Here is a 24,550-nt window from a genome sequence, read left to right on the forward strand (position 1 = left end):
AAGAGTGAGTACGAGACAGAGGACGCGCCTGTCGGCCGCGACGGCGGTCCTGGCGGTCATGGCGGCCGGGTGCGCGGCGGAGGGGCAGGAGGGGGCCGACCGTTCGTCCGGGACGGCCGCGGCGGGCGTCGCGCTGCCCGGGGAGGTGTCGCACGTGCACGCCGTGGACGTCGATCCCGCGAGCGGCGACATCCTGGTCGCCACCCACGAGGGCCTCTACGTCCTGCCCGCCCCGGGCACGGGGGACGGGGCCGCCGAGGCGAGCAGGGTCGGTCCGGCCATCGACCTGATGGGCTTTGCGGTCGCCGGGCCGGGACGCTACGTGGCGAGCGGACACCCTCACCCGGGGGTGGACATGCCCGACCCGGTGGGCCTGATCGAGTCCCGCGACGGCGGGTCGACCTGGCAGGCGCTGTCGAGGGCGGGGCGGTCGGACTTCCACGCCCTGGCCGCGACGCCCGACAGGGTGGTCGGGTTCGACGGCGCCCTGCGCGCGACGGAGGACGGCACCACGTGGGAGGCGCTCGACGAGGGCGTCGAACCGTTCTCCCTGGGGGTGGACGACGACGGCCGGACCGTCGTGGCGACCACGCGGGACGGGCTGGTGCGCTCGACCGACGGCGGGTCCGGATTCTCCGCCGTCGACGGGGCGCCGCCGCTGGCGCTGGTCGACTGGGTCCCGGGGACGGACACCGTCCTCGGGGTCGCGCCGGACGGCGGCGTCCACCGCAGTGAGGACGCCGGCGCGTCGTGGGAGCCGACCGGACGGATCGACGGCGGGGCGCAGGCGCTCCACGCCGACGCCGACCAGGTCGTCGCGGTGGCCGGTGACCGGGTGGTCCGGTCCACCGACGGCGGTTCCGTCTTCGGTTCCTGGTGAGGGCAGGGGGCCGCGGTCGCACGCGCGGCGACCGCGGCCCTCGCCTCTCCGAGCCCCCTGCCCCGCGACCCTGTCCCCCCGCGACCGGGGTCCGACCCCCGCGACCGGGGTCCGACCTCCGGGACGGCCGGGACCGCCGCCCGGGGCCGGTGGGGCCCTCCGGGTCAGCCCGGCCCCGGCAGGCCCGGGCCCCGGACGGGAGGAACCGCCGCGGACCGGGGCCCCGACCCGCGCCCTACAGGTACAGGCCCGCGCCCGTCCACGCGGTCCCGTGCCCGGGCAGGACGGCGGGCACGTCCTCCGGGGCGAGCGTGCGCAACACGTCCCCGTCGCCCAGGTCCAGCCCCGCCACCCGCTCCGCCTGGGCGCGAGCCGTCCGCTCGAAGAGGTCCTCCGCCAGGCGGGCGTTGGACGGGGACTCCGGCCGCCCCCGCAGCAGCAGTCCGCGCACGGCTCCGGCGGTACCCGGGGCCAGGCGGAACCCCGCCTCCCGGGCGAGCCCGGAGAACACCTCCGCCAGGTCCTCCTCGGACAGGTCGGCGAAGCGCAGCCTCCGCGTGAACAGCGCGTCGAGCTCCGGACGCGCTTCCAGCAGGCCCGGCAGCCCCTCCGCGGAGCCGGACACGACCACCATCAGGTCGTGCCGGTGCACACCCGTCAGGTGCACGAGTTCCCGCACCGCCTCGTCCACCGACGCGTCGGCGCCGGGTCGGGCCAGCACCGTGTGCGCCTCCGCCAGGAACAGCACCCCGCCCAGCGCCGACCGCACCGCCGACGCGGTCAGCTGTGCGCTCTGCCCGGGCATCGCCCCCAGCAGTTCCTCCCGTCCCACCCGCACCACATGTCCCGACGACAGCAGCCCGCGGCGGCCGCACACCGCTCCGGCGAGCTCGGCGAACGTCGCCCGCCCGGTACCCGCGGGGCCGAGGAGCGCCATGTGGTCGATCGCGCCCGACACGGTGATCCCCGCGGAGCGGCGGGCCTCCTCCACCCCGGCCCGCGCGTCCAGCGCGCGCAGCTCCCGCCGGGCCGCCTCCTGGCCCACGAGCCGCTCGGCTGAGGCCAGGGGGTCCTCCTGCGCGGGGGCGCCGACCCGGGCGCCCGCGCTCAGGGGGAGGTCGCAGGGCAGCAGCTCGCGCAACTCGTCGGCCGACCGCTTCCGGCCGTCGGTGATGCGCTCGGCCTGCAGGGCCGTCGCACGCTCCAGGAGGTTGCGCACCAGCCGCGCGTTGCCGAACGCGTGGTCGCGCCCCGTGGCCCGCAGCAGGCGGCGCACCCGGTCGGCCGTGCCCGAGCCGAGCGCGAACCCGGCCTCGCGCGCCATGACCCCGAAGATCTCCGCGAGCTCGTCGTCGGTGTAGTCGGGGAAGGAGAGGTGACGCGGGAACCGCGACGCCAGGCCGGGGTTGGAGGAGAGGAACCGCGCCATCTCCTCCGGGTACCCGGCCACCACCACGACGAGGTCGTCGCGGTGGTCCTCCACCAGGCGCAGCAGCGTCGCGACCGCCTCGGCCCCGTAGTCGTTGGTCGAGGTCGAGGAGGTGAGCGCGTACGCCTCGTCGACGAACAGCACCCCGCCCAGCGCGCCGCGCACCACACGCTCCACCTTCGGCGCCGTCTGCCCGATGTACTCGCCCACCAGGTCGCCGCGCGAGACGTCCACCAGGTGCCCGGACGACAGCAGGCCCAGTTTCGCGTAGACCGCGCCGAGCATCCGGGCGACCATCGTCTTGGCCGTGCCCGGGCTGCCGGTGAACACCATGTGCCGGGCCGGCGCGGACACCGGGACCCCGGAGGCGGCGCGCAGCCGGTCGGCCTCGGCCTCGGCCGCGTACAGCCGCACCTCCCGCTTGACCGCCTCCAGGCCGACGAGCGCGTCCAGCTCGGCCAGCGGGTCCTCCGGAACCCTCGACGTCCCCCGTCCGACGGGGACCGCGGCGACCGACTCCGGGGTCTCGGGCAGGTCCTCGGCCAGTAGGCGGCGCAGCCGGTCGGTCTCGCCGTCCGAGGCGTCGGAGCCCGCCCCCAGACCCGCCGGAGAACCGGCGGGCGAGGCCGCCACCCGGACCGCCTGCCGCGACAGGGCGCGGTCCAGCAGCATCCGGGCCGTGCGGGCGCCGGTGGAACCGCGGCCGCGCGCGAGGCGTTCCAGCAGCCTCCCGGCCCCGGCCACGGTTTCCGGGTCGGCCTCCAGGCCCCCGTCCTCCACCATGGCGGCGAAGATCGCGGTGAGCTCCCCGCCGGTCGGATCGCCGAACGACAGCCGTCGGCCGATCCGGGCGGCCAGCCGCGGGTGGGCCGACAGCAGGCGGCCGAGGGACTGCTCGGTGTCGGCGAACACCACCACCAGTTCGTCGGCGTGCTCGTCCATCTTGCGCGCCAGCGCCGCCAGCGCGTCGGCACCCGGGTTGCGCCCGCTCTCGGACCCGGCCAGCGCCGCCGCCTCGTCCACGAGCAGCACGCCGCCCAGGGCGCCGCGCACCACCTGTGCGACCCGCTCGGCCACGCCGCCGGAGTGGTCGGCCACCAGGTCGGCCCGTCCCACCTCGGTCACCCGGCCCGTGCGCAGCAGTCCCGCGTCCGCGTAGAGCGACCCGATGATCCCGGCCACCGTGGACCTGCCCGTGCCGGGGGACCCGGCGAACACCATGTGCCTGCCGGGGGCGGCGACCGACAGCCCGGCGTGTGCCCGGCGGCGCGCGGTCTCGGCCTCGGCGGCCACGGCCCGGACCTCCCGCTTGACCTCCTCCAGGCCGACCAGCGCGTCCAACCGCTCCAGCGGGGTGGGGCCGAGGGCCGGGTCCGCGGTGCGCGGCCGCGCGGCCTGCTCCGGCCCGTCCGGGCCGGGCAGCCCCGGAACGGTCACGGGCGTGCTCGGCGGCCGGCAGTAGCGGCGCAGGTCGGTCTGGAACCCGCTGACCGGAAGGGGGCTGCTGAACCGGTTGGACTTGCGCACCTCGTTGCCGCTGGAGCTCAGGGCCAGCGCGCAGCGCGTGCCCATGTCCAGCCAGGTCCGGCAGGTGTCGGCCTCCCCGGCCACGACGCCCTGCCACAGCCAGGTGCGCACCCGGTCCTGCCACGCGGACAGGTCGAACGCCTTCCTGCGCCCGGCGAAGTCCGCCGACAGCTCCCGGTACTCGCCGGGGTCGAGGAGGGAGCTGGTCATCGGCGGCAGGCCGTACAGGCGCAGGCCCAGGCACAGGTCCACCAGGGTGTCGGACAGCGACGGGACGTCGTGTGCGACCGCGGCCAGCCGCGCGTGCGCGGGGGCGAACCTCTCGTGGGCCCAGGCCAGGAACCGCGCGGGCGGCGCGAACTCGGGGATGCGCGGGAAGTGCTCGGCGTCGATCGCCGCCGCCCAGGTGGTCCGCAGGTCGCGGGGGCTCGCCGACATGTCGAACTCCAGGTCGGCGGGGTGCGCGGCACGCCGGTCGAGCAGGTCCCGCCAGGCCCGGCGGCGCTCCTCCCAGGGCTCGACGCCCTCGGCCGCGTCCAGGACGTCGCCGATGAGGGCGAAGGCGGTGCGGCGGTGCTCCCGCTCCTTGGCCACCTCGATCAGGCCGTAGCACGGCGGCATGGTCAGGGTGTCCAGGAGCCACTGGTGGGACTGCGACGTCAGGTTGTCCGCGGTGGAGTGGCGGCCGATGAGGATGGAGGGCATGCGCGAGCTGCTGCCGCCGACGACCCGCAGCGGTCCCTGGAGGGTGACCAGGTGGTCGACGACGTCGCCCCGGAGGCGCTTGTGCCGCTGCTGCTCCGTCCCGGAGGGCTGCCCGGGCGGGAACTCCCGGCCGCGCGGGTCCTCGATGACCAGGTCGAACAGCTCCACGAGTTCGTCGACGAGCCGGTTCGGCACCCGCCACGGCCCGTACTCGTAGATGTCGAGGACGGGTTCGTCGGTGAGCAGCAGCTCCAGGTGCTCGGGCAGACGGATCGCCGACACACGGACTCCTTCGGGGGAGGGGGCGGGACAGGCGTTGACGCCGTGTGAGGATACGGTCCTGGTTACCGGGGACGACAGACATTTTCCGCCTGTGCCGGGGCGGCGACCCCGCCCGAGGCCGCCCGTGCGGCACCGCCCGGACGGGAGCGCCCGCGGCCCGCTGCGGCTGTACCCCCCGAGGGCACGGTCCGGCCCTCCGCGGTCCCGCGCGAGCGGGGGAGGGACCCCCGCCCGCGCGTGCTCACCGGGGCCGGGTCACTCCTCGTCGGACTCCTCTTCCTCCTCCTCGGCCTGCTCCTCCCCGTCGGAGTCCTCGCCGATCCCGTCCACGACCTCGGACACCACGTAACCCGCGGCCAGGCCGCCCACGACACCCGCGGCGGCCCCGCCGACGACGCCGAGCATGCCGCCGCGCTCCTCTTCCTCCTCGTGGTACCGCTCCCCGTAGCCGTGGTGCTGTCCGCCGAACAGCTCGCGGTGGCGCCCGAGCGACTCCTCGATCCAGGAGTCCAGCGTCCCCGCCCAGTCCAGGCGGTCGGCGTCGTCGTGCCCGACACGGAACCCGCTGTGCACCTCCCCGCCCTCGGAGAACATCCCGCCGCGGCGGTCGAACTCCACCACCGCCGACACGCCCTCCGGGTCGGGGACGAGCGCGATCTCGACCTCGCCGATCTCGTGGGCGTACCGCTCGGAGGGGTGGAACTCGAACTCCTGGAAGAACGGGTACTCCTGCGCCGTCCCCGCCAGGTAGCCGCCCTCCACACCGGTGGACCCGAGCCCGAACCCCAGCTGGGCCAGACCCTCCAGCACGCGCTCCTGCACGGGCAGCGGATGGACGTGCAGCCGGTCCAGGTCGCCCTTGTCGGAGGCGCCGTCGACCACGACCTCGGTGCGCAGGCCCACCAGGACGCCCGGCAGGGGCCCGCCCCCGGCCTCGGTGAGCGGTGTCTGCCACGGGATGCCGAAGGCGAAGGGGACGGACAGGGTCTCCCCGGCGGCCAACCGGACCCCCGAGGCCACCGGGACCCGGGCGAACTCCACGCCCTCGTGCTCGTCGCCGTCCTGGGCGCTGACGACCAGGGCCAGGACGATCTCCGCGATCTCGGCGTCCCCGTCCCCGCCGCTCAGCTCGACGCGCCCCTCCAGGGCGGAGCCGGGACGGGTGTGGGGGTTCTCGACGACGGTGTCGATGCTGAGCCCGCCGATGCCGAAGGCCGCGAGCAGACGTTTGAAGACCATGGATTTCCTTCCGGGAGGGCCGCGTGCGTGGGGTCGCCCGCGGGCGCGGGCGTCGAACGGCTCGTCACGTCCTGCGAACGCGGGGCCTCCCGGCCCGGTTCCGCCGGGGGAGCGGCGCTTCCGGGGACCGCCGCTTCGGGGACGTCCCAAATGGGAACGGGGCGGCGGCCGGGGCGCGCGGACCACGCGCGACCTGGGCGCCACCCCGTTCCCGTGCGGTGGGAAGACGGTGGAGGAGCCGGACCGGAAACCGCGGCGCCCGGAGCCCTCCCGGACGGCCGTGCCGACAGGAGGGCGGACGCGCCCCCGCGGCCCCGGGGGTTCCGGGCGCGGACCTGATCCCGCCGGAGCGGTCGGCCCCCGGCCGGGCGTGCCGGGCCGACGCCTACGCCCCGATCCGCTCACGCGCGCCGGCCGACCGGAGCAGGGCCTCCGTGCTCGCCTCCGGACGGAGGTCGAGCCGGCGAAGCAGCTGCGCGTTCAGGGCGACCACGACCGTCGACAGCGACATCAGCACGGCGCCCACGGCCATCGGCAGCACGAATCCGACGGGGGCGAGCACACCAGCGGCCAGCGGCACCGACACCAGGTTGTACCCGGCGGCCCACCACAGGTTCTGCCGCATCTTCCGGTACCCCGCCCGCGACAGCTCGATCACCGACAGGACCGAACGCGGGTCGTCGCTGGCCAGGATCACCCCGGCCGAGGCGATCGCGACGTCGGTCCCCGCGCCGATCGCCAGACCGACGTCGGCCCGGGCGAGCGCCGGGGCGTCGTTGACGCCGTCCCCGACCATGACGACCTTGCGCCCCCCGTGCTGGAGCTCGGCGACCTTGGCCCCCTTGTCCTCGGGCCTGACACCGGCGAAGACCTGGTCGATGCCCAGTTCGGCGGCGACGGAGTTCGCGACCGCCTCGGCGTCCCCGGTGATCATGACGACCCTGACGCCGAGCGAGTGCAGGGCCTGCACCGCCTGCCGGGACTCCTCCCGGACCTCGTCGGCCAGGGCGAGCGCGCCGACGACCTCCCCGTCGGACAGCACGTGCAGGATGATCGCGCCCCGGGCCTTCCAGGTGTGCGCGACCGCCACCTCCTCGGCGCCGTGCGCCTCCAGCATGCCGGGACCGCCCACGTCGACCCTTCGGCCCCGGACGGTGCCGGAGACGCCCACGGCGGTGGAGGCGCGGAAGTCGGTGGCCCGGGGCACGTCGACGCCCCTGCGGCGCGCGGCGGCCACGACGGCCCTGGCGAGGGGGTGTTCGCTGTCGGCCTCCACGGCGGCGGCCAGGGCCAGGAGATCGTCCTCGCCGAGCCCGGCGCCGGGGGCGATGTCGGTGACGGTGGGCTCGCCCTTGGTCAGGGTGCCGGTCTTGTCGAAGAGGACGGTGTCGGCGGTGCGCATGCTCTCCAGCGCCATGCGGTCCTTGACCAGGACGCCGCCCCTGGCGGCCCGCTCCGTGGCGATGGAGACCACCAGCGGGATGGCCAGACCGAGGGCGTGGGGGCAGGCGATGACCAGCACGGTGATGGTGCGGACCAGGGCGTCGTCGGGCGACCCCAGGACCGACCAGGCGATGAGGGTGAGGACCGCCGCTCCCAGCGCGAACCAGAACAGCCAGGCCGCGGCCCTGTCCGCGAGGCGCTGCGCGCGCGACGAGGAGCTCTGGGCGTCGGAGACCAGGCGCTGGATGCCGGCGAGCGCGGTGTCCTCGCCCACGGCGGTGATCCGCACCCGCAGCGCCGTGTCCGTGGCGACGGTCCCGGCGACGACGTGGTCCCCGGGTCCCCGGCTCACGGGGCGGGATTCGCCGGTGATCATCGACTCGTCGACGTCCGCGGTGCCCTCCGTGACCAGGCCGTCCGCGGGGACCCGTCCGCCGGGGCGGACGACGACCGTGTCACCGAGGACCAGGTCGGCGGGGGCGACGGTGACCACCTCGTCGCCGACGACCTTCTCCGCCTCGTCGGGCAGCAGCGCGGCCAGGGACTCCAGCGCGGACGAGGTCTGCGCCAGCGAGCGCATCTCGATCCAGTGGCCGAGGAGCATGATCACGACGAGCAGGGCCAGCTCCCACCAGAAGTCCAGCTCGTGGGAGAGGACGCCCAGGCTCGCCCCCCAGGAGGAGAAGAAGGCCACGGTGATGGCCAGGGCGATCAGCAGCATCATGCCCGGCCGGAGAGCCCTGATCTCGTCGACCGCGCCCGTCAGGAACGGGCGGCCGCCCCAGAGGTACATGACGGTGCCGAGCACGGGTGAGACCCATCCGGCGCCGGGGAACTCCGGAACCGGGTAGCCCGCGATGGAGGCGAACATCGTGCTCAGGCCGACCGTGGGAACGGCCAGGAGCAGCATGATCCAGAACAGCCGCCGGAACTGGCCCACGTGGTCGCCGTGGCCCGCGTGCCCGGAGTGCCCTCCGTGTTCCGAGTGGTCTGAGGGTCCTGCGTGTCCACTGTGGTCGGAGTGGTCGGACCCGGGGTGCCCGCCCTGTCCGTGCCCCGCGGGGGCGGTGTCGGCCGGGTGGTCGGAGTGGTCCGCGCGGGGTGTGCGGTCGTCGGGGGCGGCGTGCCCCGGGTGTTCCGAGGGGCCTGTGCGGTCGTGGTGCGGGTCGTGTTCTCGCGGTGTCTCGTCCATGCTGCCCACGGTATACCCCTAGGGGGTATGTGACAAGGAAAATGGTCCCGTGTTCCACCGTGTCGTTCCGGCCCGGGCCGTCCCGGAGGGGCCCGGGCCGGGCGGCCGGCCGGACCCCACGGCCTCCGCCCGTACGTCCATCCGGGCCGGTGCCCGCGCCGCACCGGGGCCGCCGTCCCGGCTCGCGGAACCCGGAGGGCCGGGCGCGTAACCCGCGGCGCCCGCCCGGCCCCGGGGCGGGGGAGCGGCGCCGCGGCCGGCGCGGTGGCCGGGCCGAACCGAACGCCCCGTGCCCGGCGTCCTACCTCTCCGAGGCCCACCGCCGTACCCCCTCGGTCCGGACGCCGTCCGCGGCGCCCGCCCGGACCCGGGACGGCGCGGGCAGGAAGGGGAGGCCATGGACATCCACGCCCTCGTCGCCTGGGTGGCGGAGAGGATGAGCATCCCGATCGCCGCCGGCTACGCCATGTCCGTGCTCCTCGTCCACGTGGGGACGGTGAACCTGGTGCGGTCGGCTCGGCTGAGGCTGCGCGGGGTACGCGTCCCCGGGGTCGTCAGCGGTCCGCTCGCGCGCTCGGCCGGCAACCCGGTGGCGGTGTCGTTCACGTTCACGACCAGGGAGGGCGGTCGAGTCCTGGCGCGCCAGAGGTTCTCCACGTCGCCCAACCTGCTGCGCCTCGGACAGCGGGTGACCGTCGTCTACGACCCGCGCGCCCCGGAGAGGGCCGAGGTGGCCGGGGCCGTGGGCCAGGTGGTGGCCCCCGTGCTCTTCCTGTGCGCAGGGGTGGTCTTCGGTGCGCTGGCGACGCTGTTCCTCGTGGCCGGGCCGATGTGAGCCCGGGGCCGCCGTCCCGGCTCGCGGAACCCGGAGGGCCGGGCGCGTAACCCGCGGCGCCCGCCCGGCCCCGGGGCGGGGAGCGGCCCCCTCCGTTCTCCGCCGCGATCGCGTCCCCGGCGCGCGGCCGGGCGCCGGTCCCGGTCACGGGCGCGCGGTCGTCGGAGGCCCCCGCCGCCCCGGCGGCGCGCCTGGTCAGCGCGCCGGGCCGTCCGCACCGCCGGAGGGTCTCGGCCGCCGCTTGCGGAGCCGGCCGCACATGCCGAAGTGCCGCGGCCCGGGAAGCGGTTCGGTGCGCACCACGGCCGCCTCCGCCATGGCACCGGGGTCTCCCCGCTCCAGCGAGGCCAGCTGCCGCCGGGTCAGCTCCGCCTCACGCTCCACCCCCTCGCGCCAGATCTCCCGCCACGCCTCCACCCGGGGGCGGACGATCTCCGCCGCGAGCCGGTGGAACTCCCGGAGGGCCTCCCCGCCGTCCTCCCCGGCCGCGGCGACGAGTTCCAGGTACCCCTCCACGGCGAGGTCGCGCCGGGCCCGGGCCAGCGCCGCCCGCTCCTCCTCCGGGGCGTCCTGGGAGAGGCGGGCGGCGGCCTCGTAGGCCGCGCGGTCGGCCAGCACCGCGCGCGGGAAGGTGAAGACGGCGTCGCCCGCCTCCGGGAGGCCCGCGTTCTGCATGACCGTGGTGATCTCCAGCCCGCCGTGGTTGACCAGGCGGTGCACCGTGCCCGGACCGAACCACAGGACCGTCCCGGGAGCCAGGGCGTCGGCGGCGCTCCCCTCCGGGGTGACGGTGTGGACCTCCCCGCGGCCGGCGACCACGACGTACGCCTCGGACGAGGCGGTGTGCACGTGGGGCGTGCCGCCGTGGAGCCCGTCCGCGGCCTCCCAGTCGTAGACCCGGAGGTTGCTGACGGCCGCCCCTCCGGGGAACCCCGGGACGGCGCTCACGGCGCGAACTCCGCCGCGAGGGCCCCGACCTCGTCGGAGGCGCACATCCGGTCGACGAACACCAGCCGGTGGCGCAGGTCCAGGACGCGGCCCGGTTCGAGGACGACCGTCTCGTCGAAGGACGGCGAGGGGCTGAACACGGGGAACGGCTCGGAGCGCACGAACCACCGGATGGGCGCCGCGCCGCTCGACGTCCCCGCGAAGCAGAGGACGGTAGCCCCGCCGTCGATCTCGTCGTGCTGTCCGGTCAGGGCGATCCAGTCGGACCGGGTGCCCATGACGTCGCCCCCGGTGATCCCCGTCGCGCTCACCACGTCGCACCCCGTCCACGACCGGGGACCGCGCCAGAACAGCCCGGTGTAGCCCGCGGCGTCGCGGCCGTGCGTGGTGGGGCTGCCCAGTTCGAGGGCGCTGCCGCGCACGTTGGTCAGCGAGGTCGCGAAGTCCAGGGCCCAGATCCCCCGGGCGGGGTCCGCGGCGTGGAAGCGGTGCGTGCGCCTCTCCCCGATCCACCGCTCTCCGGTCGAGGTCGTCCAGGCGAGGCTCTCGGTGAACGCGGCCTCGCCGTCGCCCTCGACCACGGCCTCGAAGCGCTCGTGGCGGATCGTCCCGACGTTGTCGAGCCGCTGGTAGCCGCTGCCGCGCACGAAGGTCGGCCCGCCCCAGAAGTTCTGCCCGGAGACGTGGGACCAGGTCATCTGCAGGCCCTTGTGCCAGCGGTGGTCCCACGGCCGCACGGCCGTCAGGGGGGCGCCGCCGAGGGTGCGGAGCGGGTGGAGGAAGGGTTTGGGGGCCTCGACCGCCGGGGCGTCGGGCCGCAGGACGTAGCGGGCGATCTCGGTTCCCGCCGCCGTGACGGTGAGCGCGTCGGGGTCTCTGGACAGGGTGATCGTGTCGGACACTGGTCCTCGCCTCGGGTCAGGTGAGGGCTGCCGCGGCCCTGGCCGCGTCGCCCCCGTGCATGGAGTGGTAGAAGCTGTCGTCCGGGGTCAGGTCCTGGCGCCGCACCGTCCCGCCGAGGAAGGCCGACCGGTACATGCCCGCGACGAGTTCGAGGGCCCGGCGCCCGTCGTGGCCGCCGGCGCGGGGCCGTTCGCCGCGCTCCATCGCGTCGAGGAGCGCCGCGAGCTGGATCCGGTGGGAACTCGGCACGTCCTCCTGCGGCTGCCAGGACGCGCCCGACCCGGCCCGCGCGGCGTGCGGCGCGGGGGTCCAGCGCCAGTGGGTGTTGTCGTAGCCGTAGAGGTGCTCCAGCTCGACCGTGGCGTCCTCGAAGTCGAAGCGCAGGTAGCTGGTCTCCCGGGGCGAGAGCAGGCTGTTGACCACGGAGAGCGTGGCGCCGGACTCCAGCCGCACGATCGCCGACGACACGTCCTCCGTCCGGGTGGACCGCGCGAGGGTGGACATCGAGGCCGTCACCTCGGACCAGTCGCCGAGCAGCGAGAGCGCGAGGTCCATCTGGTGGATGCCGTGGCCCATGCTCGGGCCCCCGCCCTCGGTCTCCCACCGGCCGCGCCAGGGGACCTCGAAGTAGGCCGGGTCCCGGTACCAGAGCGTGTGGCACACCCCGACGAGGGGGCGGCCGAGGGTGCCCTCGGCGATGTGGCGGCGCAGGCGCTCGGCACCGGATCCGAAGCGGTGCTGGAACACGTAGCTGGCGAAGGGGCCGGTCCCGCCCCCCTCGTGGGCGACGACCTCGTCGTACTCCGCGAGGGAGAGGGCGGGCGGCTTCTCGCACCACACCCAGGCCCCGGCGTCCAGGGCGGCGACGGCCGCGCCCTTGTGCGCGGAGGGCGGTGTGCAGACGATCACGAGGTCGGGGGACTCCGCCGCGAGCATGGCGTCGACGTCCGTGTACCTGCCGGCGACGCCGTGCTCGTCCGCCGCCGCCTCCACGCGTGCTCCGTCGAGGTCGGCCAGTGCGGTCACGTCCACCCGGTCGCCCATGGCGGCGAGGGCGGGGAGGTGCCTGCCGGTGGCTATCGCGCCGCTGCCGACGACGGCCACACGGATCGGGGGGTTGGAACCGGTCACGGGTGCTCCTGGGGGGTCGGAGAAATAGTGAACGTTCACTTTTTGTGGCCCGGCCTAAGGTATGAGCGTTGGCGCCGCGCGTCAAGACCCTCTCCGCCCGCGAAAGAAGGCCAGATGTCCACGTCCGGGACGCCGCGTCGGCCCACCATCATGGAGGTCGCCCGCCTCGCGGGGGTCTCCCACCAGACCGTCTCCCGGTACCTGCGCTCCGAGGGCGGGCTCAAGGAGTCGACGCGGGAGCGCGTGGGCGCCGCGGTCAGGGAGCTCGGCTACCGGCCCAACCTCATCGCGCGGTCGATGCGCACCCGGCGGACCGGGCGCCTCGCGGTCCTGCTGCCCGGCCTGGGCTCCTTCAGCCCCGACCGCATGCTCGTCGGGGCCATCGCCGCCGCACGCGCGGCGGGGTTCGCCGTCGAGGTGCAGAGCGTGGACGGCGGTTCCGGCGCGCGCGCCGAACGGGTGCTCGAACTCGCCGACTCCGGGCAGGTGGAGGGCATCCTGTCCCTGGCCCCGGTCGTCCACGAGGGCGACCGGATGCCGGCCGGGGAAGTCCCCGTGGTCGTCTGCGCCGGGTACGACGACCAGATGCGCGGTATCGGTGAACTCGCGGACGGGTCGGTCGTCGCCGACCTCGTCGCGGGCCTGGCCGCGGTGGGGCACCGGCGGTTCCTGCACGTGTCGGGCTCGTTGCGGTTCGCCTCGGCCCGGGGGCGCAAGGAGACCTTCCTCCGGACGGTCGAGCGCCTCGGCCTGGAGTCCCACGGCGTGGTCGACGGCGACTGGTCGGCCGAATCCGGCCGCGACGCCGTGCGCTCCCTCGCCGAGGACAGCGGGGTCACCGCGGTGATCGCGGCCAACGACGTGGTCGCCGCGGGGGTGGTCCGCGGAGCCCTCGAACGCGGCTGGGGCGTGCCGGACGACCTCAGCGTGACGGGGTGGGACAACAACCCGGTGGGCGCCTACCTCTCCCCGGCGCTCACGACGGTCGACGTCGACCGGGAGCGGCTGGGCCGCGACGCCATGGAGCGCCTGGTCGCCTCGGTCCGGGGGACCGAGCCCGCGCTGTCGGACGGGCCGCTCAACAGGATCGTCTGGCGCGAGTCCACCGGTCCTGCGCCGCTGCGGCCCCGGTAGGGCCCGCCGGGCGGCGGGCGGCGCTGCGGGTCGGCGGTCGGCGGAGCCCTCCGGGCGGCTCCCGCCTCCGGCGTCACCGCCGCGCCGTCGACCGCCCGGCGGAAGGCGGCGGCGTTCTCGGAGGCGCGCCGCTCGAACGGGGCCGCCGGGGAGCCGGTGGCCGGTCGCACCGTGCCGTGGATCCCGGGCAGCCCGTCCGCCTCCGAGCCCCGGGGAGGCCCGCGTTCGCGGCGGCACGTGTGGGGCCGCGCCCCCGGGGAGGCCCGCGTTCGCGGCGGCACGTGTGGGGCCGCGCAGCCGGTCCGGGCCGCGTTCGGCCGGCTCCCTGAGGGCCCGTCCGATGTTCCCGATGGCCCCGGTCACCAGGACCACCGGTGCGCTCCCCTCTTCCGCCGGGGTGTCCCGGGAGACGCCAGGACCTCGGTCTCCATCGAGGCCGAGGGCGTCGCCGGGGCCCGCCGGAACCCCGCGGCAGGGGCGGAGCGGTCCCGTGCCCGGGGCCGCTCGCCGGTACGCAAGGGGTGTCATGGGATGATCCGCTCGCACCTGCGATTTCTGTGTCTCTTGGGACTCACGGTGCGCATGGGATGAAAGCGGTTGTCTGGAGGGGGCTTCATGGGGGTCGGGCGGTCACCGGGACAGGCATGGCTGTGGCCGCTCCTGGCAAGCGTGGTGCTGACCCACACCGCCCTCAACCTCGCCCGGCCGCTCATCTCCTACCGGACCATCGCCGTCGGCGGGGACGCGGTGGCGGTCGGCCTGGTCACGGCCGCGTACGCCCTGCTCCCCCTGCTCATCGCGGTCCCCCTGGGCCGGTCCACGGACCGCGCCCGGCGCACCGCCTGGATCGTCGGGCTGGGAGCGCTCATCCTGGCCGCCGGCTGCGTGTTCCTGGCGGCCACGACGGGCCTGGTCTCCCTCGCGGTCGCCAGCACGGTGGTCGGGGTGGGCCACCTGCTGTGCATGGTCGCGGGCCAGGGGCTCATCGCCAGGTTCTCCCCGCCGGAGAACCTGGACCGCGACTTCGGCTGGTTCACGGCCGCCGCGTCGCTGGGCCAGCTCGCCGGACCGCTCATCTCCGGGGCGGTCCTCGCCGACGCCTCCGGCCCGGCCCTGCTCTCCGCCACGTCGACGGCGCTCGTGATCGCCTGCGCCACCGCCGTCCTGGGCTTCCTGCCGATCCTCTTCCTGCTGCGCCTGCGCTCCCCGGCCCCCTCCGGGGGCGTCGCCCCCGGGCCCGTCCCGACCCTGTCACTCCTGCGCAGGCCCGGTATGCCGTCCGCGCTCCTGGCCAGCCTGGCCCTGCTCTCGGCGGTGGACATCCTCACCGCGTACCTCCCGCTGATCGCCGAGAGCCGGGGCATCCCGCCCGTGCTCGTGGGGGTCCTGCTGAGCCTGCGGGCGGGAAGCTCCCTGCTCTCGCGGCTGATGCTCTCCCGCCTGCTCGCGCGGTGGTCGCGCAAGCAGCTGATCGTGGCCAGCACCGCCGTGGCGGCGATCTCCCTGGCGCTGGTCGCGGTGCCCAACGGCGGGCCGGTCGCCCTGGGCGCCGTCCTCGTCGCCGGTGGTTTCCTGCTGGGACTGGGGCAGCCCCTGACCATGGCGGAGGTCGCCACCGCGGCGCCGGCGCAGGGGAAGGGCGCGGCCCTGGCCCTGCGCATCTGGGGGAACCGGCTCGGCCAGGTGGCCATCCCCGCCGCCGCCGCGGCGATGGCGGGCACCGCCGGTGCGCCCGGGGCGCTGCTGTTCTCGGCCGCGGTCCTGCTGGCGGCGGCGGTCACGGCCGCCTGAGCAGGGGCCGCGACCGAAGCGCGGCCCCGGCCGGGCCGCCCCGTGCGGCACCGCCCCCGTGCCTACCGGGGACGGCGGGCGGAGCGCCTCCGCCCGTGTACGCGAGGAGGCCCTCGCGCACCTGCGGGAACCCCCGGCGGACCGGACAGCGGTGGGCAGTTCCGTCCCGGTTCTCCGCCTGTCTATCCTTGTTGCCATGACCTCCCAGCCTTCGGAATCCTCTCCGCGCCCCACCTCCACAGGAGGGCTCCGTGCCTCCCACGACGACCGGGAAGCGGTGGTGGAACAGCTGCGCGACGCGGCGGCCGAGGGCCGCATCGACCTCGACGAGCTGGACTCGCGCCTGGAGCAGGCGCTGAACTCCAAGACCCACGACGAGCTCGCCGCCCTGACCGCCGACCTGCCGAGGCCGGAGTCCGCCGTGGACCTGCCGCCGCTGGAGCTCAACGGCGGCGTGCACGGCGCGTCCCGGGGCCCGGAGCGCTGGGAGGTCCCCGGGCACGTGATCGCACGCGGGGGCCTGGGAGGCGTGAAGATCGACTTCTCCCGGGCCGAGTGCCGCCTCCGGGAGGTCGTGGTGGAGGCGTACGGGGACGCGGCCGGTGTCACGATCGTGATCCCCGACGGCTGGGTCGCGGAGACCGGCGGAATGAACCCCGGCCTCGGCGGTCTGAAGGACAAGACCACCCCCGACCGGCTTCCGGGAACCCCCCTGATCCGCCTCACCGGGTCCGGCGGCATGGCGGGCGTGGTCGTCCGCCACCCCAACCGCTGGGAACGGCGCAAGCTGCAGGGCTGACCGGGGCCCGTGCCGGGCGTCCGGGGCGGGCGCCGGGCCCGCCGGGAGCGGCGGAGCGGGCCCGCCGACGGCCCTCGCGCCCGCGTGCCGCCGCCCGGCCTCCTGCCGCCCGCCCTCCCACCGCGTGGGATCCGGCGGCCCCGGAGGGGCCGGACCGCCGCGCGCGGGCAGCCCCCGGCAGGTCCAGGGCCCGCAGACCGGCTGGTATCGTGCCGAACCCGCTGATCCCCCCGACCGGGCACGCGATCGGGACGTGCGCGGCGCGGCGGACCACCGAACCACCGGACCGGTGCGGCGGCGGCCCCACCGGGTCGCGCCCCGGCCGTTCCGGTGCGAGAGACGAGGGACGGGCCGACATGGCGGGGAGCGCGGAGGGCCGGGCCGCCCCGGCCCCGGAGGAGGGCAGGGCCCCAAGGGAGGGCAGGGCCCCGGGCCTGCTGGGGGAGGCGCTGGCGACCACCGTCCGCCTCCGGCGCCCCCTGTACGGCTCCGCCCTGGCCGTGACGGCCCTGGCCGCCTGCGGCGTGGCCGCGATCGCGGTCCTGGGCTTCGCCCTGACCTGGGACGCCTTCGAGCTCCTGCGGGAGCGCGTGCGGTCCAACCAGGAGGCGGAGGTCCCCCCGTTCTCCGCCACGGGCGACATCGACGTCGCGTTCACGATGAACGGGATGCTCGTGGTGTTCCTGCTGCTCCTGCTCGCGGCCGTGGTTCTCACCCTGTTGTTCACCGCGCACGCCGTGGCCGTGCGGGACGCCCTGCCCGACCGCGCCGCCCCTCCCGCCGGCGGCCTGTGGCGGCGCGCCCGTCCGTACATGCTCCGCGTCCTCGCGGCTCAGCTGGCCACCGGGCTGGGCGTCGTCGTGTCCGCCTCGGCGGGGGCCTTCCTGTTCGACTCCCTGGCGAGCGGCCTGATCCCCGGCGTCGAGCGGCCGGGCGCCCCCTTCACCGGCTTCGGCGCGGCGGACTGGGCGGTGGGTCTGGGCCTGCCCCTCGCCGCCGGGTGCGTGGGCCCCTACCTCGTGGTCCGCCTCTCCCTGGCCCCCTCCGCCGTGGTGTTCGAGGACGTACGGACGGCGGGGGCGCTGCGCCGCTCGTGGCGGCTGACCGGCGGTGCGCGGACGGTGGCCCTCGGACCCTGGCTGCTGATCGCCGCGGTCGTCGTGACCGGGTTCCTGCTCCTCCTCGTCGCGGCCTCGCCCCTCGCCGCCCCGGCCGGGGAGGCCGTGATGCGGCTCAGCGACGGGAACAGGTTCACCACCGCGACCCTGGCCCACTACCTCCCGGCCGCGATCGCGCTCGTCCTGCTCCCCGTGGCGGTCGTGCCGCCGGTGGGGGCCGCGCTCCCCGTGCTCTACGCGCGACTGCGCGCCCGCGAGGAGGGGCGGCGAGCACCCGGGGCAGGAGTGTGAGGCCGCTTTCGCGACTGCGCGCCCGCGAGGGGGCGGGTTCCGCACCCGGTCCCGCCGCCACCGTCCTGAGGCCCCGGGAAGGGGCGCCCGCGACGGCGGCGGGACCGCCGGACCTCCGGCCGGCACCGCCGCCGCCTCCGGCCGGGCAGCGGGTCAGCGGAGCGCGGCCGCTCCGGCGGCGAGCCGGGTGACGCGCTCCCAGTCCCCGTCCCGGACCGCGTCCGGCGGGGTGAGCCAGCTCCCGCCCACGCACGCCGCGTTGGGAGCCGCCAGGTAGTCGGGGGCGCTGTCGGCCGTGATCCCGCCGGTCGGGCAGAAGACGACGTCGGGGACCGGCCCGGCCACCGCCCGGAGGAACCCCGGACCCAGGACCGAGGCGGGGAAGGCCTTCTGCGCCAGGAACCCCTCCTCCCGGGCCGCCAGGACCTCGCTCACGGTCGCCACCCCGGGCAGGGCGGCGATCCCGCTCCGGGCGAGGTGCCGCAGCAGGCCCGGCGTGGTGCCCGGGGTGACGAGGAAGTCGGCCCCGGCCTCGACGGCGTCGTCCGCCTGGCGGGGCGTGAGCACCGTCCCGACCCCGACGAGCACGCCGGGCACCCCGCGGGCGACCGCGCGGACGGCGGCGAGGGCCCCGGGGGTGCGCAGGGTGAGCTCGACGATCCCCACACCGCCCGCCAGGAGCGCCTCCGCCAGGGGGACGGCCCGGCCGGGGTCCTCGACCGTGACCACGGGGATGACCGGAGAGCGGTCCAGGACGGTTTCCGTCGGCGTCACAGCGCGATCTCCTTGCCCAGCGCGAGGGTGTCCGCGGAGTCGATGACCCCGTACCAGTGGGCCACGAGCCCGGTGAAGAGCCCGTCGGAGACGAGCTCCCCGGGGAAGATCCCCGCCTCCATCAGCCGGGGGACCACGTCCGCCGCGCGCCTGCGGTCGGGCAGCAGTCCGGCCAGGGTGGCGGCCAGGGGGTCCTCCACCCGGGGGCCGGCCGCGGCGACGTGGTGCATCCAGGCCGCCACCGCCAGGGCGCTCCAGCGGGGCTCGCCTCCCCGGTCCAGCACCGCCCGGACCGTGGGGAGCAGGCGCGGCCCGATCTTCTGGGAGCCGTCGGCCGCGACCTTGGCGGTCGTGTGACCCAGGGCGGGGTTGGCGAACCGGGCCAGGACCGACTCCGCGTAGGCGGGGCCGTCGAGGCCGTCCGGCAGGCGCAGCGAGGGCAGGGCCTCCTCGTGGACGAGCCGGTGCGCCGCCTCCGCCGCGACGGGGTCCGCCGCGCACGCGGCGATGGTGCGGTGCCCGAGGGCGAGCCCCAGGTAGGCCAGCAGCGAGTGGCCGGCGTTGAGGACGCGGAGCTTGGCCTCCTCCCAGGGGCGGACGTCGCCGGTCAGGAGCGCCCCCGCGCGCTCCCACGGGGGGCGGGCCGCCGCGAAGCGGTCCTCGACCACCCACTGGCGGAAGGGCTCGGCGATCACGGCGGCCTCGTCGCGCAGGCCCAGGGCCCCCTCGACCAGGTCGAGGTCCTCCGCGGTGGTCGCCGGGACCATCCGGTCGACCATTGTGTCGGGGAAGGAGACCGACTCCGCCGTCCAGGCCCGCAGCCGCTCGCCCTCGGCCCCGGGCAGGGCGTCGGCGAAGTCCGCGACCAGCGACCCCAGGCGGTCCCCGTTCCCGGACAGGTTGTCGCAGGAGACCACGGAGACCGGGCCCGCGTCGCGGAGCATGCGCAGCTGGAGGCCCCGCGCGATCCGGCCGACCGCGGTGAGCGGGGGAGCGCCCTCCAGGTCCGCGCGCACCGCCGGGTCCCGTACGTCCAGGCGCCCGGTCAGGGGGTCGGCCCGGTAGCCCTTCTCGGTGACGGTGAGGGTCACGACCCGGGTGCCCGGGGCCGCGACGCGCTCCACCACGGCCAGGGGGTCGCGCGGCCCGGCGAGCGTCTCGGTGACGGCGGAGACCACGCGGGAGGCCCCGCTCCCCGGGCCGCGCTCCGTGACGGTGAACAGCCCGTCCTGCGGGGCCATCTGCTCCCACACGCGCGCCGAGCGCCCGGTCACCGCGCTGATTCCCCAGGAGGTGTCCCCGGTGGCCAGCATGGCGTCCTCGGTGTAGACGGCCGTGTGGGCGCGGAAGAAGGCCCCCGCGCCGAGGTGGACCACCCCGGTGCGCAGGGCGCCGCGGTCCAGGGACGGGGAGCGCCCGGAGCGGACGAGCGAGTCCAGGGTCAGTCTGCTCATCGCCGTGCTCCCGTCCGCGCGGCGTGGGCGCGCGCCTGCTCCAGGGTGGGGAGCAGCCCCGTCCCGCCGCGGCCGCCCACGTTGAGGCTGGCGGCGGCCGCGGCGAGCCGGGCGGCGTCCGCGAACCCGTCGCCCAGGACCATGCGCGCGGCCAGGGTTCCCAGGAACGCGTCCCCGGCGCCGGTCTGGTCCAGGACCACGGGCGCCGGGACCGCGTCGACCCAGGTCTCGCCCTCCGCGGTGGCCAGGTGCACGCCGCGCGAGCCGCACGTCACCGCGACGTGCCGGGTCCCCGCCTCCAGGAGGCGCCGGGCGGCCTCCGCCGGGGAGGCGCTCCGCAGCAGGGACGAGGTCTCCCCCGGATGGGAGGGGGTGACGAGGTGGGCGAGGGGCGCGAACTCGGCCAGGACCGCGGCCGCGGCCTCCCGCGTGGTCAGCGCCGGCCGGTGGTTGGGGTCGAACACGAACCTGCGGGCCAGGCGCGCCGCGGCCCGGACGGCCTCGTGCGCGCTCCCGGAGACGGCGCAGGCGATGCCCGAGGCCACGACCGCCCCGGCGGCGGCCAGGGCCTGTTCGTCCAGGTCGGCGGGGCACAGCGTCGATCCGACGCTCCCGCTGCGGGCGTAGGAGAACGCCCGCTCCCCCTCGGGGTCGCTGTGGACCAGGTAGACGCCCTGCTGTCCGGGACGGAAGCGCAGCAGCGCCGTGGAGACCCCCAGTTCGGCGACGCGGTCGGCGATCGACCGCCCCAGGGGGTCGTCGGTCAGGACCGCGGCCAGGCCGGTCCGGGCGCCGGCCCGGGCGGCCGCCGCGGCGACGTTGAGGGCGTCGCCGGACACCCCGAGGCGGGCGGGGACCCCGTGGGCCACCGGCTCGTCGGTGGCCACCTCCAGGAGGATCTCCCCCAGGACGACGACGTCGAGTTCGTGAGCGCTCACCAGTCGTGCACCGTTCCGTCCAGACGCCGGTTGACCGGCAGGTACCGGGGGTCGTAGGGGTGGCGGGAGGCCGCCTCCTCGTCGAACTCCACGCCGAGGCCCGGCGCCTCGCCCGGGTGCATGTACCCGTCGGAGAAGGTGTAGCCGGTGCGGAACACCTCCTCGAAGGGGCCCGTGTGGCCCATGTACTCCTGGATGCCGAAGTTGGGGATGCTCAGGTCGACGTGCAGCGCCGCCGCCATGGCGACCGGTGACAGGTCACCGGCGCCGTGGGACCCCGACCGCACCCCGTACAGGTCCGCCAGCGAGAACACGCGGCGCAGGTGGGTGATGCCCCCGGTGTGGGAGACCGAGGTGCGGATGTAGTCGATGAGCCGTTCGGTGATCAGCTGCTGGCAGTCCCAGACCGAGTTGAAGACCTCGCCGACCGCGACGGGGGTGGTGGTGTGCTGCCGGATCAGGCGGAAGGCCGACTGGTCCTCCGCCGGCGTCGGGTCCTCCATCCAGAACGGCCGGTAGGGTTCGAGCGCCGCGCCCAGGCGGCCCGCCTCGATCGGGCTGAGCCTGTGGTGGACGTCGTGGAGCACGTGCGTGCCGTAGCCGAACTCCTCGCGGATGTGCCGGAGCATCTCCGGCGCGAAGTCGAGGTAGAGCGAGGTCTCCCAGGAGTCCTCCTGGGGCCGGTTGGCGTTGGCGGGCTCGTACACCCGGCCGCCGGCCCCCGCGATGCCGTAGGTCTTGTCCAGGCCGGGCACCGCCGCCTGGACGCGGATCGCCTTGTACCCCAGGTCGAGGTGGCGCTGGAAGTCCTGGGACAGGTCGTCGAGCGAGGATCCGCTGGCGTGGCCGTAGACCATGACGCCGTCGCGTGCGGCGCCGCCGAGCAGCTGGTAGACGGGCATCCCGGCGGCCTTGCCCTTGATGTCCCACAGGGCCACGTCCACGGCCGCGATCGCGGTCATCGTGACCGGGCCGCGCCGCCAGTAGGCGCCCTTGTAGAGGTACTGCCAGGTGTCCTCGATGCGGCGCGCGTCGCGGCCGATGAGGAGCGGGCACAGGTGGTCGCGCAGGTAGGAGGCGACCGACAGCTCGCGCCCGTTCAGGGTGGCGTCGCCGACGCCGGTGACGCCGTCCTCGGTCTCGATGACCAGGGTGACGTAGTTGCGGCCGGGCGAGGAGACGACGACGCGCGCGTCCGTGATCTTCACAGGAGGTCCTTCCGGGGGTGTGCGGGGTCGGTGGGGTCGGGGTCCGGGCCGAACCGCAGCATGACCTTGCTGCTTCCCGAGGCGGGGTCGGCGGCGACCCGCATCGCCTCCTCGGCGCGGTCCAGGGGGAAAGTGTGGGTCATCAGCGGGCGGACGTCGAGGCCCTCGGCCATCGCGGTGAGGGCGTCGTCGATCTCGTGGGAGAAGCGGTAGGAGCCCTTCCACGTGATCTCCCTGGTGACGAGGTCGCCCAGGACCGCGGCGGCCTCCGTGCCGGGGAGGTTGCCCACCTGGACGACCGTCCCGCCCCTGGCGGTCGAGCGCAGCACGGGGCCGAGCGCCCCCGGCGCCCCGGACGCCTCGATGACGATCTCGGCGTCCTCGGGGAGCGGCTCGCCCAGCGAGACGTCGCGGAGCCCGTCCGCGCCCATGGCCCGGGCGACCGCCAGCGACGCGGGACTGATGTCGGCCACGGTGACCCGTCCGGCCCCGGCGTGCTTGAGGGCCGCGGCCACGAGGCAGCCGATGGGCCCGGCGCCGTTCACGGTGACGTCCCTGCCGGCGACGTCCCCGGCGCGGGACACGGCGTGCAGGGCCACGGCCAGGGGCTCGGCCAGAGCCCCCTCGCGGGTGCCGACCCCCGCGGGGAGGGGGCGCAGCTGGTCGGCGCGCACCGCCCTGAACTCGCTGAAGCCGCCGTCGGTGTGCGGGTGGAACGCGGCCGATCCGAAGTACCGCACCCGCGGGTACAGGTTGGTGCGTCCGGCCAGCCTCTCGGGCATGCGCCCGTCGCCGACGAGTTCGGCCGGGTGCACGGTGACGGGCAGGCCCTCCTCGACGCCGCTCACGCCGGGGCCGACCCGGGCGACGCGTCCGGCGATCTCGTGTCCCAGGACCAGGGGGTCGCGCAGGACGGCGGTGCCGGAGCGCCCGTGGCGCCAGTAGGCGAGGTCGGACCCGCAGATCCCGCCCCATTCGACGGCGACGACCACGTGCCCCTCCGGGGCGACGGGGTCGGGGCGCTCGTCGACCCGCAGGTCTCCGGCCCCGTGGACGGTCACGGCCCTCATACGGCGTCCTCCAGTCGGACCAGGTCGCGTCCGCGCACCTCGGGCATGAGGTACGTGGAGACGAGCGTGATCAGCGAGTAGGCGATGATCATGGCGGCCAGGGGCCACCAGGACCCGGTCACGGCGGTGAGCGTCGCGGCGAGCACCGGGCCGATGGCCGTGGCGAGGACGCCCCCGATCTCCTTGGCCAGGGCCAGCTGGGTGAAGCGGGTGCGCGCCCCGAACAGCTCTGCCATGGTGACGCTCTCCACGGAGAACAGGCCGAGGACCGAGAGGTTGAGCCCGACGACCATCGCGACGGTCACGAGGACGACGTCGCCGGAGTTGATCATCAGCATCATGGGCACGGCGAACAGCATGCTCGCGATCGTCAGGCAGAAGTAGAGGGGGCGGCGGCCGAAGCGGTCGCCCAGCACGCCGACCAGGGGGACGGTGACGAAGCCGAGCAGGGAGCCGTACACGATGGCGGAGGTGCCGACCGAGCCGTCCATCAGCAGGGTGGCGCTGAGGTAGCCGACCAGGAACGTCTGCACGATGCCGGAGTTGCCCGCCTGGCCGAAGCGCAGGCCCAGGGCGATCAGGAAGGCGCGGCCCTTGCGCTGGTGGAGCGCGGCCTCCAGGGTGCTCTTGTCCTTCTCGACGGCGGTGGCCGCGAGTTCCTCGCGGGACATGGCCACGCCGTCGACGATGTCCTCGCGCTGCTCGAAGACGGGGCTCTCCTTGACGGAGTGGCGGATCCACAGGGCCAGGAGCAGGAGGAGCGCGCTGGCCAGGAACGGGATGCGCCAGCCCCAGGCCAGCAGTTCGGCCTCGGAGAGGGCGAACACCAGGACGGCCCAGATCGCCGAGGCGGCCAGGGTGCCGGAGTTGGTCCCCAGGCACACCAGGGAGGCGATGAACCCGCGCCGCCGGGCGGGCGCGTACTCCGCGAGCATCACCGTGGCGCCCGCGATCTCGGCGCCCGCGCCGAAGCCCTGCGCCAGCCGCAGGCCCACGAGCATGATCGGGGCCAGGAGGCCCACCTGCTGGTAGGTCGGCAGGGCGCCGATCAGCGTGGTGGAGACGCCCATGAGCGCGACGGTGATGAACAGGACCTTCTTCGGCCCCAGGCGGTCGCCCATCCGGCCGAAGTAGACCGCTCCGGCGAGGCGGGCGACGTACCCGACGCCGTAGGTGCCCATCGCCGCGATCAGGCCGACCGCCGGGTTGAGGTCGGGGAAGAAGATCTGGTTGAAGACCAGGGCGGCGGCCAGGGAGTAGAGCTGGAAGTCCATGAACTCCATGGCTGTGCCGAGCCATCCGGAGACCGAGGCCTTCGTGAGGTCCCGTGTGCTGCGTTCGCCCTGCCCCACGGGGGTGGGAGGCGCCTGTTCGGTCATGGGAGGTTCCTTCGTCGGGCGGCTTCGACCTGCGGTGACATCGCCGGGAAACCGGATGTGAACGTCGTGGCAACTGGCAT

At 75.8% G+C, this 24,550-nt stretch carries 18 protein-coding genes; 6 read left to right on the forward strand and 12 right to left on the reverse strand.

What is annotated here, in order from left to right; genetic code table 11:
- Positions 1 to 4 precede the first annotated feature (4 nt).
- The gene (locus tag ACFQBR_RS23440) at positions 5 to 880 is read left to right on the forward strand and encodes a F510_1955 family glycosylhydrolase (RefSeq protein WP_344178682.1); all 876 of its coding nucleotides are present in this window, start codon (positions 5 to 7) and stop codon (positions 878 to 880) included.
- A 235-nt stretch (positions 881 to 1,115) separates the two neighbouring features.
- Here ACFQBR_RS23440 and ACFQBR_RS23445 read toward each other — a convergent pair whose 3' ends face one another.
- The 3 genes from ACFQBR_RS23445 to ACFQBR_RS23455 all read right to left on the reverse strand — a co-directional run bounded on the left by ACFQBR_RS23445 (position 1,116) and on the right by ACFQBR_RS23455 (position 8,697).
- Positions 1,116 to 4,823, reverse strand: coding sequence for an AAA family ATPase (locus tag ACFQBR_RS23445; RefSeq protein ID WP_344178680.1), 3,708 nt, complete (start codon positions 4,821 to 4,823; stop codon positions 1,116 to 1,118).
- Between the two features lie 255 nt (positions 4,824 to 5,078).
- The gene (locus tag ACFQBR_RS23450; RefSeq protein ID WP_344178678.1) at positions 5,079 to 6,062 is read right to left on the reverse strand and encodes a sporulation protein; all 984 of its coding nucleotides are present in this window, start codon (positions 6,060 to 6,062) and stop codon (positions 5,079 to 5,081) included.
- A 385-nt stretch (positions 6,063 to 6,447) separates the two neighbouring features.
- A complete protein-coding gene (locus tag ACFQBR_RS23455; protein WP_344178676.1) occupies positions 6,448 to 8,697 on the reverse strand; it encodes a heavy metal translocating P-type ATPase in 2,250 nt (749 codons plus the stop codon).
- Between the two features lie 397 nt (positions 8,698 to 9,094).
- Between ACFQBR_RS23455 and ACFQBR_RS23460 the strand changes: the two genes are divergently transcribed.
- Positions 9,095 to 9,532 carry a DUF3592 domain-containing protein gene (locus ACFQBR_RS23460; protein WP_344182623.1) on the forward strand — a complete coding sequence of 146 codons (438 nt, stop codon included), beginning with the start codon at positions 9,095 to 9,097 and terminating at the stop codon, positions 9,530 to 9,532.
- Positions 9,533 to 9,727: 195 nt separating this feature from the next.
- On the opposite strand, the gene ACFQBR_RS23465 is transcribed toward ACFQBR_RS23460, so the two are convergent.
- From ACFQBR_RS23465 to ACFQBR_RS23475, 3 genes are read right to left on the reverse strand one after another with little or no spacing between them, the layout of a single operon-like run.
- Positions 9,728 to 10,480: a cupin domain-containing protein gene (locus tag ACFQBR_RS23465; RefSeq protein ID WP_352985901.1), complete on the reverse strand. Its 753-nt coding sequence runs from the start codon at positions 10,478 to 10,480 to the stop codon at positions 9,728 to 9,730.
- A complete protein-coding gene (locus ACFQBR_RS23470; protein WP_344182619.1) occupies positions 10,477 to 11,382 on the reverse strand; it encodes a DUF6807 domain-containing protein in 906 nt (301 codons plus the stop codon). The genes ACFQBR_RS23465 and ACFQBR_RS23470 overlap by 4 nt, the downstream gene beginning before the upstream one ends.
- Before the next feature lie 16 nt (positions 11,383 to 11,398).
- On the reverse strand, positions 11,399 to 12,514 hold the full coding sequence (locus tag ACFQBR_RS23475; protein WP_344182617.1) for a Gfo/Idh/MocA family protein: 1,116 nt from the start codon (positions 12,512 to 12,514) through the stop codon (positions 11,399 to 11,401).
- A gap of 114 nt (positions 12,515 to 12,628) precedes the next feature.
- On the opposite strand from ACFQBR_RS23475, the gene ACFQBR_RS23480 reads away from it, so the two are divergent.
- From ACFQBR_RS23480 to ACFQBR_RS23495, 4 genes are all read left to right on the forward strand, one after another.
- Complete coding sequence (locus tag ACFQBR_RS23480) at positions 12,629 to 13,648, forward strand: LacI family DNA-binding transcriptional regulator (RefSeq protein ID WP_344182615.1); 1,020 nt, start codon at positions 12,629 to 12,631, stop codon at positions 13,646 to 13,648.
- 615 nt (positions 13,649 to 14,263) lie between these two features.
- Positions 14,264 to 15,439, forward strand: coding sequence for an MFS transporter (locus tag ACFQBR_RS23485; RefSeq protein ID WP_352985897.1), 1,176 nt, complete (start codon positions 14,264 to 14,266; stop codon positions 15,437 to 15,439).
- A gap of 196 nt (positions 15,440 to 15,635) precedes the next feature.
- Positions 15,636 to 16,238 carry a DUF1707 SHOCT-like domain-containing protein gene (locus ACFQBR_RS23490; protein WP_344182611.1) on the forward strand — a complete coding sequence of 201 codons (603 nt, stop codon included), beginning with the start codon at positions 15,636 to 15,638 and terminating at the stop codon, positions 16,236 to 16,238.
- A 356-nt stretch (positions 16,239 to 16,594) separates the two neighbouring features.
- Complete coding sequence (locus ACFQBR_RS23495; RefSeq protein ID WP_344182609.1) at positions 16,595 to 17,647, forward strand: hypothetical protein; 1,053 nt, start codon at positions 16,595 to 16,597, stop codon at positions 17,645 to 17,647.
- Between the two features lie 153 nt (positions 17,648 to 17,800).
- Here ACFQBR_RS23495 and ACFQBR_RS23500 read toward each other — a convergent pair whose 3' ends face one another.
- From ACFQBR_RS23500 to ACFQBR_RS23525, 6 genes are read right to left on the reverse strand one after another with little or no spacing between them, the layout of a single operon-like run.
- Positions 17,801 to 18,421 (reverse strand): bifunctional 4-hydroxy-2-oxoglutarate aldolase/2-dehydro-3-deoxy-phosphogluconate aldolase, encoded by a 621-nt coding sequence (locus ACFQBR_RS23500; protein WP_344182607.1) that lies wholly within the window; start codon positions 18,419 to 18,421, stop codon positions 17,801 to 17,803.
- Positions 18,418 to 19,875 carry a mannitol dehydrogenase family protein gene (locus ACFQBR_RS23505; protein ID WP_344182605.1) on the reverse strand — a complete coding sequence of 486 codons (1,458 nt, stop codon included), beginning with the start codon at positions 19,873 to 19,875 and terminating at the stop codon, positions 18,418 to 18,420. The genes ACFQBR_RS23500 and ACFQBR_RS23505 overlap by 4 nt, the downstream gene beginning before the upstream one ends.
- Entirely contained in the window at positions 19,872 to 20,813 is a 942-nt protein-coding gene (locus ACFQBR_RS23510) for a PfkB family carbohydrate kinase (RefSeq protein WP_344182603.1), read from the reverse strand. Before ACFQBR_RS23510 ends, ACFQBR_RS23505 begins: the two co-directional genes overlap by 4 nt.
- Positions 20,810 to 22,021, reverse strand: coding sequence for a D-mannonate dehydratase ManD (manD, locus tag ACFQBR_RS23515; protein WP_267945612.1), 1,212 nt, complete (start codon positions 22,019 to 22,021; stop codon positions 20,810 to 20,812). Before manD ends, ACFQBR_RS23510 begins: the two co-directional genes overlap by 4 nt.
- Positions 22,018 to 23,091 carry an L-idonate 5-dehydrogenase gene (locus tag ACFQBR_RS23520; RefSeq protein ID WP_267945611.1) on the reverse strand — a complete coding sequence of 358 codons (1,074 nt, stop codon included), beginning with the start codon at positions 23,089 to 23,091 and terminating at the stop codon, positions 22,018 to 22,020. The genes manD and ACFQBR_RS23520 overlap by 4 nt, the downstream gene beginning before the upstream one ends.
- Complete coding sequence (locus tag ACFQBR_RS23525) at positions 23,088 to 24,470, reverse strand: MFS transporter (protein ID WP_267945610.1); 1,383 nt, start codon at positions 24,468 to 24,470, stop codon at positions 23,088 to 23,090. Before ACFQBR_RS23525 ends, ACFQBR_RS23520 begins: the two co-directional genes overlap by 4 nt.
- Positions 24,471 to 24,550 lie beyond the last annotated feature (80 nt).

It is taken from the genome of Nocardiopsis tropica (assembly GCF_042660575.1).
GTDB classification, from domain to species: domain Bacteria; phylum Actinomycetota; class Actinomycetes; order Streptosporangiales; family Streptosporangiaceae; genus Nocardiopsis; species Nocardiopsis tropica.